At 70.0% G+C, this 13,655-nt stretch carries 13 protein-coding genes and 1 tRNA gene; 7 read left to right on the top strand and 7 right to left on the bottom strand.

Features of this window, described 5'->3' with window-relative positions:
• Positions 1–8: 8 nt before the first annotated feature.
• On the bottom strand, positions 9–626 hold the full coding sequence (locus tag AC1D2O_RS11255) for a CDP-alcohol phosphatidyltransferase family protein (RefSeq protein WP_478090985.1): 618 nt from the start codon (positions 624–626) through the stop codon (positions 9–11).
• Positions 627–741: 115 nt separating this feature from the next.
• Here AC1D2O_RS11255 and ruvB point away from each other — a divergent pair, with 115 nt between their 5' ends.
• The gene (gene ruvB / locus AC1D2O_RS11260) at positions 742–1,797 is read left to right on the top strand and encodes a Holliday junction branch migration DNA helicase RuvB (RefSeq protein ID WP_478090986.1); all 1,056 of its coding nucleotides are present in this window, start codon (positions 742–744) and stop codon (positions 1,795–1,797) included.
• A gap of 45 nt (positions 1,798–1,842) precedes the next feature.
• On the opposite strand, the gene AC1D2O_RS11265 is transcribed toward ruvB, so the two are convergent.
• Positions 1,843–3,564, bottom strand: coding sequence for a lysoplasmalogenase family protein (locus tag AC1D2O_RS11265; protein ID WP_478156991.1), 1,722 nt, complete (start codon positions 3,562–3,564; stop codon positions 1,843–1,845).
• Positions 3,565–3,676: 112 nt separating this feature from the next.
• Here AC1D2O_RS11265 and AC1D2O_RS11270 point away from each other — a divergent pair, with 112 nt between their 5' ends.
• Genes AC1D2O_RS11270 through AC1D2O_RS11280 form a run of 3 tightly spaced genes read left to right on the top strand, consistent with a single transcriptional unit; the run spans position 3,677 to position 6,000 of the window.
• Positions 3,677–4,555, top strand: coding sequence for a UDP-2,3-diacylglucosamine diphosphatase (locus tag AC1D2O_RS11270; protein ID WP_478156993.1), 879 nt, complete (start codon positions 3,677–3,679; stop codon positions 4,553–4,555).
• On the top strand, positions 4,552–5,724 hold the full coding sequence (locus AC1D2O_RS11275) for a glycosyltransferase (protein ID WP_478156995.1): 1,173 nt from the start codon (positions 4,552–4,554) through the stop codon (positions 5,722–5,724). Before AC1D2O_RS11270 ends, AC1D2O_RS11275 begins: the two co-directional genes overlap by 4 nt.
• 60 nt (positions 5,725–5,784) lie before the next feature.
• Positions 5,785–6,000, top strand: a complete 216-nt coding sequence (locus tag AC1D2O_RS11280) for a hypothetical protein (RefSeq protein ID WP_478090992.1) — start codon at positions 5,785–5,787, stop codon at positions 5,998–6,000.
• A 48-nt stretch (positions 6,001–6,048) separates the two neighbouring features.
• Here the strand turns inward: AC1D2O_RS11280 and AC1D2O_RS11285 are convergent.
• Positions 6,049–6,125 (bottom strand) — tRNA-Met (locus AC1D2O_RS11285).
• Positions 6,126–6,259: 134 nt separating this feature from the next.
• On the opposite strand from AC1D2O_RS11285, the gene AC1D2O_RS11290 reads away from it, so the two are divergent.
• Both AC1D2O_RS11290 and AC1D2O_RS11295 read left to right on the top strand, forming a co-directional pair.
• Positions 6,260–6,925 (top strand): sigma-70 family RNA polymerase sigma factor, encoded by a 666-nt coding sequence (locus AC1D2O_RS11290; RefSeq protein WP_478090993.1) that lies wholly within the window; start codon positions 6,260–6,262, stop codon positions 6,923–6,925.
• Positions 6,922–8,016 carry a hypothetical protein gene (locus tag AC1D2O_RS11295; protein ID WP_478156996.1) on the top strand — a complete coding sequence of 365 codons (1,095 nt, stop codon included), beginning with the start codon at positions 6,922–6,924 and terminating at the stop codon, positions 8,014–8,016. Before AC1D2O_RS11290 ends, AC1D2O_RS11295 begins: the two co-directional genes overlap by 4 nt.
• A 149-nt stretch (positions 8,017–8,165) precedes the next feature.
• Here the strand turns inward: AC1D2O_RS11295 and AC1D2O_RS11300 are convergent, their stop codons facing one another.
• Genes AC1D2O_RS11300 through AC1D2O_RS11315 form a run of 4 tightly spaced genes read right to left on the bottom strand, consistent with a single transcriptional unit; the run spans position 8,166 to position 12,637 of the window.
• Positions 8,166–8,945, bottom strand: a complete 780-nt coding sequence (locus AC1D2O_RS11300) for an enoyl-CoA hydratase (RefSeq protein ID WP_478089337.1) — start codon at positions 8,943–8,945, stop codon at positions 8,166–8,168.
• Positions 8,946–8,988: 43 nt separating this feature from the next.
• Entirely contained in the window at positions 8,989–10,782 is a 1,794-nt protein-coding gene (locus AC1D2O_RS11305) for a M61 family metallopeptidase (RefSeq protein ID WP_478089338.1), read from the bottom strand.
• Positions 10,782–11,504, bottom strand: a complete 723-nt coding sequence (locus AC1D2O_RS11310) for a DsbC family protein (RefSeq protein WP_478089339.1) — start codon at positions 11,502–11,504, stop codon at positions 10,782–10,784. Before AC1D2O_RS11310 ends, AC1D2O_RS11305 begins: the two co-directional genes overlap by 1 nt.
• A gap of 17 nt (positions 11,505–11,521) precedes the next feature.
• Positions 11,522–12,637, bottom strand: coding sequence for an FAD-dependent monooxygenase (locus AC1D2O_RS11315; protein ID WP_478089340.1), 1,116 nt, complete (start codon positions 12,635–12,637; stop codon positions 11,522–11,524).
• Between the two features lie 107 nt (positions 12,638–12,744).
• Here AC1D2O_RS11315 and AC1D2O_RS11320 point away from each other — a divergent pair, with 107 nt between their 5' ends.
• Positions 12,745–13,626, top strand: coding sequence for an MOSC domain-containing protein (locus AC1D2O_RS11320; RefSeq protein ID WP_478089341.1), 882 nt, complete (start codon positions 12,745–12,747; stop codon positions 13,624–13,626).
• Positions 13,627–13,655: the final 29 nt, after the last annotated feature.

A 13,655-nucleotide genomic window follows, 5' to 3' on the forward strand; every position in this document is an offset into this window, starting at 1 on the left:
TTCCTGTATCAGGGGCTGGGTGGGGCGCCGGCTTCGGCGAGGGCGCGGCGGATGCGGTTGCCGATGGTCCACGCAACGCCCAGGGCGAGCAGCGGCATGAGCCATGCGGTCCAGGCCGGCAGCGGCAGGCCCAGCGCGACGTAGAGCCCGAGCGCGCCGAAGACGAAGGCGCGATCGCTCTTGCCCAGCGGGCCGTCGTAGCGGCGCGAGGCGCCGACGGTCGGGCCCAGGGCGCCGGCGAACTCGCTCAGGCCCGCCAGCACGATGACGGTGCCGACCCAGAACGGGCTGAAGGGCGCGACCAGGGCGAAGGGAAGATAGAGCGCGGCGTCGGAGACCACGTCGGTCAGCTCGTTGAGGAAGGCCCCGAGAGCGCTTCGCTGGCCGTGCTCGCGCGCCAGCATGCCATCGACGGCGTTGAAGGCCATGCGCAGCAGCATCCAGAGCGGGACCAGCGCGAAGGCGGATGCAGGCGGGGCGGCGAAGAAGAGCCAGAGCCCGAGCGCCACCGAGACCACGCAGGCGGCGACCGTGACCTGGTTGGCCGTCGCGCCGGCGGCGTGCAGGCGCCCGACCAGCGGCCGCAGCAAAGCCTGAAACCTCGGTTTCAATTCATAGATCGACACGCTGGGGGATCCCTCCTGGTCGCGCATTCTGCACGAGCGGACCCCTTCGGCGAACCGCGGCGGATCCTTGAGCGGCCGTTCGGCCGACTAAACTGTTCCTTCAGCCTATCGCCCCATGACCATCCAGACCGACGACTTCGCCCCGGCCCCGCAACGCGTGGTCTCCGCCGCGCCCGCCTCGCCCAATGAGGAAGCCATCGAGCGGGCGCTGCGGCCCAAGCTGCTCGACGAATACGTCGGCCAGGCCAAGGTGCGCGAGCAGCTCGAGATCTTCATCGGCGCGGCGCGCCATCGCGCCGAGGCGCTCGACCACGTGCTGCTGTTCGGCCCGCCGGGGCTCGGCAAGACCACGCTGTCGCACATCATCGCGGCCGAACTCGGCGTCAACCTGCGCCAGACCTCGGGCCCGGTGCTCGAGAAGCCGAAGGACCTGGCGGCGCTCCTGACCAACCTCGAGCGCAACGACGTGCTCTTCATCGACGAGATCCACCGGCTCTCGCCCGTGGTCGAGGAAATCCTCTATCCCGCGCTGGAGGACTACCAGATCGACATCATGATCGGCGAGGGGCCGGCTGCGCGCAGCATCAAGCTCGACCTGCAGCCTTTCACGCTGGTCGGCGCCACCACGCGCGCCGGCATGCTGACCAATCCGCTGCGCGACCGCTTCGGCATCGTCGCGCGGCTCGAGTTCTATACGGCCGAAGAACTGGCCCGCATCGTGCGGCGCAGCGCCGGCCTGCTGGGCGTGCCGATGGACGATGCCGGTGGCCTCGAGATTGCGCGCCGTTCGCGCGGCACCCCGCGCATCGCCAACCGGCTGCTGCGCCGGGTGCGCGACTACGCGCAGGTGAAGAGCGACGGCCGCATCACCGTCGACGTCGCGCACAAGGCGCTGGCGATGCTCGACGTCGATCCGCAGGGCTTCGACCTGATGGACCGCAAGCTGCTCGAGGCCGTGATCCATCGCTTCGACGGCGGGCCGGTCGGGCTCGACAACATCGCCGCCAGCATCGGCGAGGAGTCCGGCACCATCGAGGACGTGATCGAGCCCTACCTGATCCAGCAGGGCTATCTGCAGCGCACCCCGCGCGGGCGCATCGCGACGCTGGCCGCGTACCGGCACCTGGGGGTGGCGCCGCCGCAGCGGGATGGGGACATGTTCGGTACCTGAGGCGTGTCGCCTCGGGCCGGCAGCGGACCGCCCCTCGTGGGGCTCTCAGCGCGGACGTGCGTTCGACGCGATCAACCACTGCGCCGCGTAGTAGCTCGCCAGCACCCACAGCGAGGCCACCGGCAGCGGCTGGACGAATCGATTGGTCGCCAGCAGCGCGTCGCTCACCATGAAGAGGCAGGCACCCAGCGCCACCTGCCGCGCGCACGCATCGCCCAGAACGGCCGCGCGACCGAGGGCCTGGGCCGCCATGCAGGCGATCACCATGACATAGACGCCGACCGGAATCCGCAGGCCGGCGGGCAGGCCGCCCCACCACAGGAAGGCGTACATCAAGGCGCCGATCGCCAGCGTGGCAGCCAGCGCGCGCGGGCGCGGAAAGAGCCCCACGCCTTCGGCGAACAGCGCGATGTACGCGAGGTGAGCGAGCAGGAAGGCCACCAGGCCCGGGACGAAGAGGCTCGGCCACATCAGCAGCACATCGCCGGCCAGCGAGGCCGCCAGGCCCGCGATCAGCAGCAGGGCGAAGCGGCCCGGCATGGCGCTGGTGCGTGCGCGGGTCACGGCGAAAACGATCAGGATCGCGAGCGCCAGCGGCTTGAAGACGACGTGAAGACCCGAGAGCCCGAGCGCGCCGCTCGCGGTCGCCAGCGCGGCGGCGTCGACGAACAGCACGCCGATCACCGGCAGCCGGCCCTGCAGCACCGCGCCCGTGGCCCAGAGCCCGGCGGTCAGGGCGCCGAGCCACACCAGCGAGGTGGTGAATGCGAGCGCGTCCGAGAACCACAGGAAGGCGGTGGCGCCGCCCAGCAGCAGGACGAACTGCAGCGCCGCGAAGGCCTGCACGCCGCGCGAGGCCGGCGGCTCGTAGCGCTGCACCTGGCGGATGTCGAAGGGCGGCTTCGGGTCGCTGGCCGCGAGGTCGGCCGGACGCCAGCCCGGTGGCTTGAGCCACAGGCGCAGCTTGTCGCTCCAGCGCCGGGTGCGCCAGCTGTCGCGCGCCAGCGACCAATAGACTTCGGCGTTGGCCCACACCGGATCCCAGCTGCGCAGCGGGCTCCGGGTGCCGTAGACGCAGGGCTCGTCCTCTTCCTTGAAAGTGCCGAACAGCCGGTCCCAGACGATCAGCACGCCGCCGTAGTTGCGGTCGACGTAGCGGTCGTTGACCGCATGGTGCACCCGGTGGTTGGAGGGCGAGCAGAACCAGCGGTCGAACCAGCCCAGCCTGCCGACCTGCTCGGTGTGGACCCAGAACTGGTAGAGCAGGTCGACCAGCGCGACCACGCCGAAGACCAGCGGAGGCACGCCGGCAATGGCCATCGGCAGGTAGAAGATCCAGCCGAACAGCGCGCCGCTGGAGGTCTGGCGCAGCGCGGTCGAAAGGTTGTAGTGCTGGCTCTGGTGGTGCACCACGTGCGCCGCCCACAGCACCGCGCTTTCGTGGCCGAAGCGGTGCAGCCAGTAGTAGCAGAAGTCGTAGAAGACCAGCGCCGCCAGCCAGCCGTACCAGCGCATCCAGAAATCCTCGTCGGGGAACAGCGCGAAGGCCGACCAGCAGGCGGTGTAGATGCCGATGCGCAGCAGTCCGGTGAGGGCCGCGCTGATCTGGCTCAGCATGCCCAGGCCGATGCTGTTGAGCGTGTCGGGCAGGCGGTAGGTGTCCTGGCCGGTGCCGCGCCGCGCGCGCAGCCAGCCGACCAGGAACTCGATCCCGATCAGCAGGAAGAAGACAGGGGTCGCGAGAACGATGATCTGGCCAGGTCGCATGACAGCGATTCTCGGCGGCACGAAAGGCGAATCACCCCCAGGCTTCCCCTGTCACGGACGCGTCACCGCGGCGCCACCGGCGCGTCACGCGCGGCTGCGATCGTGCCCTTCCATGCAACGCGACGACGCCTTTCTTCGCGCATGGCGCGATACGACCGGTCCGGCTGGTGCCGTGGCCGATGACGAAGTCACACGGCCGCCACAGCGCTACCGCACCCTGTGGATCTCCGATCTGCACCTGGGCACGCCCGGCTGCCAGGCGCGGGCGCTGCTCGATTTCCTCAAGCACACCGAGTGCGAGACCCTGTTCCTGGTCGGCGACATCATCGACGGCTGGCAGCTGCGCCGCCACTGGTACTGGCCGCAGGCGCACAACGATGTGATCCAGAAGCTGCTGCGCAAGGCGCGCAAGGGCACGCGGGTGATCTTCATCCCGGGCAACCACGACGAGTTCGCGCGCAAGTACCTGCACCACAACTTCGGCGGCATCGACGTCGCGGAGGAATGGATCCACGAGACCGCCGACGGCCGCAAGCTGTGGGTCATGCACGGCGACCTGTTCGACGGCGTGATCCAGTGCGCCAAGTGGCTGGCCCACGTGGGAGATTCGCTGTACGAGTTCACCCTCAAGCTGAACCGGCATCTCAACTCGCTGCGTGCACGCATGGGGCTGCCCTACTGGTCGCTGTCCAAGTACCTCAAGCAGAAGGTCAAGCGGGCGGTCAGCTACGTCGGCGACTTCGAGAGCGCGGTGGCGCGCGAGGCCCGCCGGCGCGGCGTGCAGGGCGTGGTCTGCGGCCATATCCACCACGCAGAACTCCGGGACATCGACGGCATCCTCTATGCCAATGACGGCGACTGGGTCGAGAGCCTGACCGCGCTGGCCGAACACGCCGACGGCTCGCTCGAGATCCTGCACTGGTCCGGACAGCTGCCGGCCCGGTCCGGTGTCGGCACTGCGGCTTCGCGGCGTGCGCCGGTGCACGCATGACCGGGATGGCCGGCGCCCGGACCGTCGACCTGGTCTACTTCAACGCCGGCGGCGGACACCGCGCCTCGGCGCTGGCGCTGGAGGCCGCGATCCAGCGCGCCGGCCTGCCGTGGACCGTGCGGCGGGTCAATCTGCGCGAGGTGCTGGACCCCAGAGACAGCTTCCGCAAGCTGACCGGCATGGACCCCGAGGACGTCTACAACAAGCGGCTCGCACGCGGCTGGACGCTGGGACTGGCGCAGGAACTCAAGCTGCTCCAGGGCATGATCCGATGGAGCCATGCGGCGCTGGTCCGGCCGTTGCAGCAGTACTGGCTGGCGACCGAGCCGGACATGGTCGTGTCGCTGATCCCGAACTTCAACCGCGCGCTGTGCGAGTCGCTGGCCTCGACGCTGCCGGGCGTTCCCTACGTGACCGTGCTGACCGACCTGGCCGATCACCCGCCGCATTTCTGGATCGAGAAGGGGCTGGACCAGCACCTGGTCTGCGGCTCGCCGAAGGCGGTCCAGCAGGCGCGCTCGGCCGGCTATGCGGACGAACGGATCCACGCCAGCTCGGGCATGCTGATGCGCGCGGCCTTCCATGCGCTGCCCACGATCGACCGCGCCGCCGAACGCCGCCGGCTGGGGCTCGATGCGGATCGGCCGACCGGCATCGTGCTGTTCGGCGGCCAGGGCTCGAAGGCGATGCTCGGGATCGCGAAGCGCCTGCCCGAGACCCCGCTCATCCTCGCCTGCGGCCACAACGCCGCGCTCGCGCGGGCGCTGCGCGCGTTGCCGGCGCGGGCGCCCCGGCTGGTGCTGGAATTCACGCCCGACATCGCCCACTACATGCGCCTGGCGGACTTCTTCATCGGCAAGCCCGGCCCGGGCAGCCTGAGCGAGGCGGTGCAGATGCAGTTGCCGGTGATCGTGGTCCGCAACCGCTGGACGCTGCCGCAGGAACGCTACAACGCCCAGTGGGTGCGCGAGCAGGGCGTGGGGCTGGTCTGCAGCAGCTTCGCCCGGGTGGCGCAGGCGGTCGATGAACTGACCGGCCAACTGGACCGCTACCAGGCGGCGACGCGCAAGGTGCAGAACCGCGCGATGTTCGAGTTGCCGGCGATCCTGCAGGAAGTCCTCGCCCGGGCGGAGGCCCCTGCCTTCGAGCCCGTCTCGGCGCAAGCTTGAAAGTAGAACTTTGTAGCTACAAAAGCTTACACTCGCCTCGGAGCAACCGAGGAGAAGACTGTGAAAAAGACATGCGGGCGTGTACTCCCTGGCCTCGTGATCCTGGCGGCGTCGTTGACCGGCTGCGAGGGCGGCACCCGGACCGCGGCGTCAGGCGATGCCTCGACGACCTTGGTGCCAGCGCCGACGCCGGTCGTCGTCACCTGGCAGCCCGAGAACAAGCTGGCAGAGTTTCTCAGCGGCTGGCGTCCGAAGGAACAGGCATCCGGGCGTTGAAAAAGAAAAGCCCCGCAAGTCGTTGACTCACGGGGCCTTCTTGATTTTTGGTGGCTCTTCACGGACTCGAACCGCGGACCTGTGGATTATGATTCCATCGCTCTAACCGACTGAGCTAAAGAGCCGAGCCCAGGATTATAGCCTGTTCAAAACCGCCTTCAGCCGCCCCGCGGAAGTTTCGCGAGTTCGTCGCTCACTCGAACGGCTGACAACTCCAGGCGACGGTCCGGTCCGTAGAAGGTGAGGTGAGAATCTGCCGATGCTTTCGCCCGCCGCGATTTCCGACGCCCTCGATGCCATGCCGGACGACCAGTTGATGCTGGCCTATGCCGGCGGCGACACCAGCGCCTTCGACGTGCTCTACGCGCGCCACGAAAGCGCGCTGTACCGCTTTGTCCGGCGGCTGCTGGGCATGCGGCTTGCGGCCGAAACGGACGAGGTGTTCCAGGAGACCTGGATGCGGATCGTCGCCGCGCGAGACAGCTTTTCGCCGCGGGGGGCCACCTGGCGCACCTGGGCTTTCACGATCGCGCACAACGTCGCGATGGACCGGCTGCGCATGAGCGGCCGCGAGGTCGCCTTCTATGCCCACGACGAGGACGGCGACGGCCTCGAGGCCGCGCAGCTCTTCAGCCGCGGCTTGCTGCGCGACAGCGCCGCGGTCGGCGATGCCGCGCACCCGTCGGCCGAGGAGCTGGCGTTCTGGCGCGCCGCCGGGAGGCGCCTGCTGGCCTGCCTCGACGAACTGCCGGACGACCAGCGCGCCGCCTTCCTGCTGCACCACGAAGACGGCTTCACGGTGGAGGCGATGGCCGCCACCCTGGACATCGGCTTCGAAACGGTCCGCAGCCGCCTGCGCTACGGGTTGAAGAAGCTGCGCGGCTGCATGGAGCGCTACCTGTCGGTGCTGGGGCGGCGCGCATGAACCCGATGCCGGACGAAACCGATGATCTGCGCGACGAGCACCTGCGGCGCGCGCTCGCGCATGCGCCCGACCACAGTGCCGTGCCCGACTGGCGGCTGCGCAAGGCGATCCTGAGGAGGGCGCACGATGCCATCGGCGCGACCGACCCGGACACCGATGCGGCCGAACTGGAACGAGCGGCCCGCCCGTGGTGGCGCCGTGCCGCGGACCACGGCGGAGCGGAGGCCAAGCGCAACCGCATGCCCTGGCGCGCGGTCTTCGCGACCGTGCTGCTGGCGGTGCTGGCGGCCCTGCTCTGGCAGCGCGAACCGGTGCCCCGGTCAGGACTCGATCCCGAAGCGCCGATAAGCGCGCCTTCGCCGCCGGTGCCCGCGCCGAGCGCTGCGCCCGCCCGGCCCGATGCCGGTTCGGCGGCGTCATCGGCCGAGTCCGTCGCTGCGCCGTCGCCGCCGCCGGCACCCGCTGCCCCTGCGCGCCCGGAAGCGCCGCCCGCGGCCGACAGTGCCGCGCGCCTGGCGCCGCAGGAACTGCCGCCGGCCCGATCACGCAAGGAGCCCGAGGCGATCGCGCAAGCGCCCGCCGCCGTCGATCGTGCGCCGGCCGCCCCGGTGGTACCCAGGGCCGCACCCGTCGCACCCACCGCACCCGTCGCACCCACCGCGCCGGACGCGGCCCGGAAAGCGCCGCCGGCGGTTCGCACCGACGAGACCGAGCCGCCCACCTTCGTGGCGCTGTCGACGTGGAACCGCATCACGATCAGCCGGCGCGGCGGCGAGAGCCGGAGCCTGCCGCGGGCCGAAGCGCGCGAATTGAATGCCTTGCTGGGATCGGCCGCGCTGTCGGCGGTCGGGCCTCGACCGCTGGCCGGCGCACCCGAGTGGCGGGTCACGCTGGAGCGCAGCGGCGAGGTGCTGGCGGTGTTCGAGGTCGCCGGGTCTCAGGTGCGCTGGCGCGAGGGCCGCACACCGGCCGCCACGGGCGTGCCGCCGGCGCCGGCGCTGGCGGCCTTGCGCGAGGCGCTGCGGGTCGCTGTGCAGCCCCCGGACGCGGTGCCCGCCGGATCCGTGGCAGCGCCGCCGCGCAATCCCTAGGAAGAGTCTCCAGGCCGACGCCGGGCCGCCACGCGGCGAAGTCCGAGGGGGCGTGGGGGCCCCAGGCCGGCGCCGGGCCGCCCCAAGGCGGCCTGCGGCCCCCTCGGGGGGCAGCGACCACACGAAGTGAGGGAGCGTGGGGGCCCTATCTATTCGTGCTTGAAGTCAGGCGTGCGCTTGGCCAGGAAGGCGTCCATGCCTTCCTTCTGGTCGGCGGTGGCGAACAGCGCGTGGAACAGCCGGCGCTCGAACATCACGCCATCGGACAGGCCGCTCTCGAAGGCCCGGTTGACCGATTCCTTGGCCGCCATCACCGCGACCTGCGAGAAGTTCGCGATCACCAGCGCGGCGCCGAGCGCCTCCTCGGCGAGCCTTTCGTAAGGCACGATGCGGCTCACCAGTCCGGCGCGCTCGGCTTCGGTCACGTCCATCATGCGGGCGGTCAGGGCCATGTCCATGGCCTTCGACTTGCCCACCGCGCGCGGCAGGCGCTGGGTGCCGCCGGCGCCCGGGATCACGCCGATCTTGATCTCGGGCTGGCCGAACTTCGCGTTGTCGGCCGCGATGATGAAGTCGCACATCATCGCGAGCTCGCAGCCGCCGCCCAGCGCGAAGCCGCTCACGGCGGCGATCACCGGCTTGCGGATCTGGCGGATCGTTTCCCAGTTGCGCGTGATGTAGTCGCCCTTGTACACATCGAGGAAGCTGTACTTCGCCATCGCCGCGATGTCGGCCCCGGCCGCGAAGGCCCGCTCGCTGCCGGTCAGGATGATGCAGCCGATCGCCGGATCGGCGTCGAAGGCCTTGAGCGCCTGGCCCAGCTCGGTCATCAGCGCATCGTTGAGGGCGTTCAGCGCCTTCGGGCGGTTCAGCGTGACGATGCCGACTTTCTCGGCCTCTATGCGCACTTCGATGTTCTCGTAGCTCATGCGTGTCTCCTTGGAACGAACAAATGGTGGGGTGGTGTGCCGGCTATCGCGGATGCAGCCAGGCCGCCATCTTCGCCGGATCCTGGGCGAACAGGCGCCAGGTCGTGACGTTGGCGGGCAGGCTCAGCGGCAGGCGCAGCAGGCGGCGATCGCGCGCCACGAGGGCCGTCGCCTTTCGCAGCGGGCCGAGGTAGAGCGCGAGATCGTCGAGCCGCGCCAGGCGCCAGGCCTGGGCCGGCCGGCCCTTGGCCGCGGGCAGCTCGATGCCGATCCATTCGTCGTTGGCCGAGAAGCCCGCCTGTTCGGCGGCACCGCCGCGCAGCACCACCTTGACCTGCACGCTGCCGCCGGTCTCGGCGACGCGCAGGCCGAGTTCCTGCGCGCGCTGGGCCGGATCGTCGAGCGCCGCCACACCGTGCAGGCGCAGCAGGTCGGACAAGGGCAGTTCGTCGGTCGAATGGACCCAGCTCGCAATTTCCCTGGCGAACGATCGCCCGCCGACCGCCTCGAGCGCGGCGGCGACATCGGCTTCGGCGATCGGGCCGCCGTCGCTCTCTTTCCACAGCAGGCGCATCACGTCGTCGAGCGAGCCCTTGCCCTCGCTGCGCAGCGTGAGGTCGAAGCACATAGCGACCAGCGCGCCCTTGGTGTAGTAGCTCACCGTCGAGTTGGGCGTCTGCTCGTCTTGGCGGTAGTACTTGATCCAGGCGTCGAAGCTGGCCTCGGCCACCGATTGCACCCGCCGGCCCGGCGTCTGCAGCACCTGGTTGATGGTCTTGTTGATGAGCCGAAGGTAGGCGGCGTCGTCGATGCAGCCGGCCCGGCGCAGCAGCAGGTCGTCGTAGTAGCTGGTGAAGCCCTCGAACAGCCACAGCAACTGCGTGTAGTTCTCGCGCCCGTAGTCGTAGCGCGCGAATTCGGCGGGCCGCAGCCGCTTCACGTTCCAGGTGTGGAAGTACTCGTGGCTGACCAGGCCGAGCAGCGTGGTGTAGCCCTCGGACTGCTTCCTGGCGCCGAGTTGCGGCAGGTCGCGCCGGGTGCAGATCAGCACCGTCGAGCGGCGGTGCTCGAGCCCGCCATAGCCGTCGTCGACCGCGTTGAGCATGAACACGTAGCGGTCGTGCGGCGGCTTCGGCCCGCCGCGCTTGCCGACCTTGTCGCCGTGCCAGAAGCGCATCTGCGCCTCGCAGATGGCGCGCGTGTCGGCAATCAGCCGCTCGCCGTCGAAGGAGGCCGGCGCGCCGGCGACCACGAAGCGGTGCGGCACGCCGCAGACCTCGAATTCCTCGCTCCAGAACGGCCCCATCTCGACCGGGCTGTCGGCCAGTTCGTCGTAGCTGGCGGCCAGGTAGCTGCCGAAGCCCTGGCGGTCGACCTTGGTCGGCTGCAGCGCGGTGGCGCAGGACCAGCGCGCGCCGTCGGCGATCAGAGGCGGCGCCACCACTTCGAGGGCGTGCGGCGCGTCGACCTGGCCCTCGACCTGCAGGCACAGGCTGGTGCCGTTGAAGAAGCCGCGATCGGCGTCCAGCCAGGCGGTGCGCACCGAGTTGTCGTAGGCACAGACCTCGTAGCGCAGCACCAGCGGCTTGCCGGGCGTGCAGGCGATGTCCCAGGTGCACTTGTCGTGTTGCCGCACGGCCAGCTTGCGCCGCCCCTGAAGCGCCCGCAGCTGCTGCAGGTTCTTCGAGAACTCGCGCAGCAGATAGCTGCCCGGGATCCAGGCCGCGAGCGCCACGCGCTGCAGCTCGGCGGGCGCCGCGATGGTCAGCGTGACCGCGAACAGGTGCGCCTTGCGGTCCGCGCACTCGACGCGGCAGTGGATGGCCGGCGTGGCCATCAATTGAGGGCGGAGAGCTGTTTCTCGACCTGCGCGGCCGGGATCGCGCCCGGGGTGCGCGTGCCGTCGCTGAAGATCAGCGTCGGCGTGCCGGTGATGTTGTACTTCTGGCCGAATTCGCGGTTGCGCGTGAGCGCGGCGGTGTCGCACTCGGCGGCCGCGGGCGCGACGCCCCGCTGCATCCAGTCGTCCCAGGTTTTCCCCTTGTCCTTGGCGCACCAGATGTTGCGCGACTTGACGACCGAATCGGGTCCCAGCACCGGATAGAGGAAGAGCTGGATCGTGACGTTGTCGACCTTGGTCAGGTCGCGCTCGAACTGCTTGCAGTAGCCGCAGTTCGGGTCCGCGAACACCGCCAGCCGGCGCTTGCCGTTGCCGCGCACGATCTTGATGGCGTCCTTCATCGGCAGTTTGTCGAAGGCCACCTGGCTGAGCTTCTCGACCCGTTCCTCGGTCAGGTTGCGGCGCTCCTTGACGTCGATCAGGTTGCCCTGCAGCAGGTAGTTGCCTTGCTCGTCGGTGTAGAAGATCTCGAAGCCGTTGACCCGCACTTCATAGAGGCCGGGGATCGGCGCCTTCGTGACCTCGTCGACCTTGGCGAACTGCGGAATGCGCGCGGCCAGGTTCTTGCGGATCTCGGCTTCGCCGGCCGTCGCGGTCAGTGCCGAGCCGAATGCGAGGACCGCCAGCGCGGCGAAGAGGGGACGCAGGGGATGCTTCATGGTGGTGTTCCGGGGATTCAACGCAGGCCCATGGCCTGGCGCGCGATCCAGTTCTTGATGAGCCGTGTGCGGTCGAAGCCGCGCATGCCCCAGTTGCGCAGCGTCGGCAGGGGGTCGGCGCTGTGGGCGAAGAGTTGCTGAAGGCCGTCGGTGGCGAGGCTCATCGACAGCACGGCGGTGCGGCGTTCACGTTCGTAGCGGCGCAGCAGCCGGGCGTCGCCCACGCTGCGCCAGTAGTCGCGGGTGCGGATCAGCTCGGCCAGCGCGGCGACGTCGGCCAGGCCGAGGTTGAGTCCCTGGCCGGCCAGCGGATGCACCGTATGGGCGGCATCGCCCGCCAGGGCCCAGGCCGAGCCGTCGCCGAAGGCGCCGGTCCAGCGGTCGGCGATGGCACGCTGCAGCGGCCAGGCGGCGCGTTCGCTGGCGAGCCTGAGCGCGCCCAGCGCATTGTGGCTGGCCTCGCGCAGGGAGGCGTTGAACGCGTCGTCCGACTGCGCGAGCAGGGTCGGTGCCCGGAACTGGTCGACCGACCAGACGAGGGCGAGCGAGCGGGGCGTATCGCCCAGCGGCAGCAGTGCCAGCACCTCGCCCTTGTCGTTGAACCACTGGCGCGCGGTGCCGTCGTGCGGCTGATCGGCCTCGAGCCGGGCCGCGATCGCGTGCTGGGCGTAGCGCGTGACTTCGTAGCCGACGCCGAGCGCCTCGCGGGTGGTGCTGATGCGGCCTTCGCAGACGACCGTCAGCGCTGCCGGCACGGGTGCGGTCACGACCTCGATCCGGGACTGGAAGCGCACGGCGTCACCCAGTTGCCGTTCGAGCGCGGGCACGTCGACGATCCAGGCCAGCGCATCGACCTTCTGGCGCAAGGCGGAGAACTGCACCCGCCCGCCTTCGTCGCCGTGCACCACCATCTCGCGCACCGGCGTGGCATGCGCCGACTCGGGCCAGGCGCGCAGCGATTCGAGCAGGGACTTCGAGGCGGCGTTGAGCGCGTAGGCGCGCACGTCCGGTCCGGCCGGCGCCGCGGCCGGCGCCACCAGCGCCACGCGCACTCTCTCGCGCGCCAGCAAGAGCGCCAGCGTACGGCCGACGATGCCGGCGCCGCGAATGCAAACTTCGGGGGGAAGGGCCATCGGGCCATTGTAAGGATGTGGCTTCGCTACTTCGTGTCGATCGCCACCCCCAGAGGGGGCGGCTGGCCGGTGCCGCACAATCTTCGGTCAGCCACAAGGACCCGACCGTGAACGCCTCCGATTTCGACCTCCAAGCCACCATCGCCCGCCTGTTCGTCTATCCGGTCAAGTCCTGCGCCGGCGTCGAACTCGACGAGGCCCTGCTGATCGAGACCGGGCTGGAGTTCGACCGCGCCTGGATGGTGGTCGACGCCGCGGGCGAATTCGTGAGTCAGCGCGAGCTTCCCCGCATGGCGCTGATCCGGCCGCAGCTCAAGCACACCGAGATGGTGCTGCGGGCGCCGGGCATGCTGGCGCTGCACATCGCCTTCGACCGGGTCGAGCAGCCGGCCCGCGTCAAGGTCTGGAAGGACGAGGTGGCGGCCTACGACATGGGCGATATCGCGGCCCAGTGGTTCAGCGACTTCCTGTCGGAACCGGGCCGGCCGCGGCAATTGCGCATGGTGAGGTTCGACCCCGAGCAGCAGCGGCTGTCGAGCCTGAAATGGACCGGGGGCGTCGAGGCCCCGAACCAGTTCGCCGACGGATTCCCGCTGCTGGTGGCGAGTGAGGGCTCGCTCGCGGAGCTGAATGCAAAGCTGGTCGCCGCCGGCCATGCGGCCGTCGGTATCGAGCGCTTTCGTCCCAACATCGTGCTGGCCGGCATCCAGGCGCACGACGAGGACCGGGTCGACACGATGCACGTCGCCACCGCCGAGGGCGAGGTCCTGATGCGTCCGGTCAAGCCCTGCGCGCGCTGTCCGATCCCGGACATCGACCCGCAGAGCGCGGTCAGCAGCCCCGAGGTGGGCGACATGCTGCGCACCTACCGCGCCGATCCGCGGGTCGACGGGGCCATCACTTTCGGCATGAACGCGATCGTGCTGCAGGGGGTCGAACATGCCCTCAGAGTCGGCCAGCCGGTAGGCGCCAACCTGCGTTTCGAGTGAAAAACGTAGCCCCCAACGCTGCGTCACTG

The sequence above is a fragment of the Variovorax sp. P1_G12 genome, from assembly GCF_056405555.1.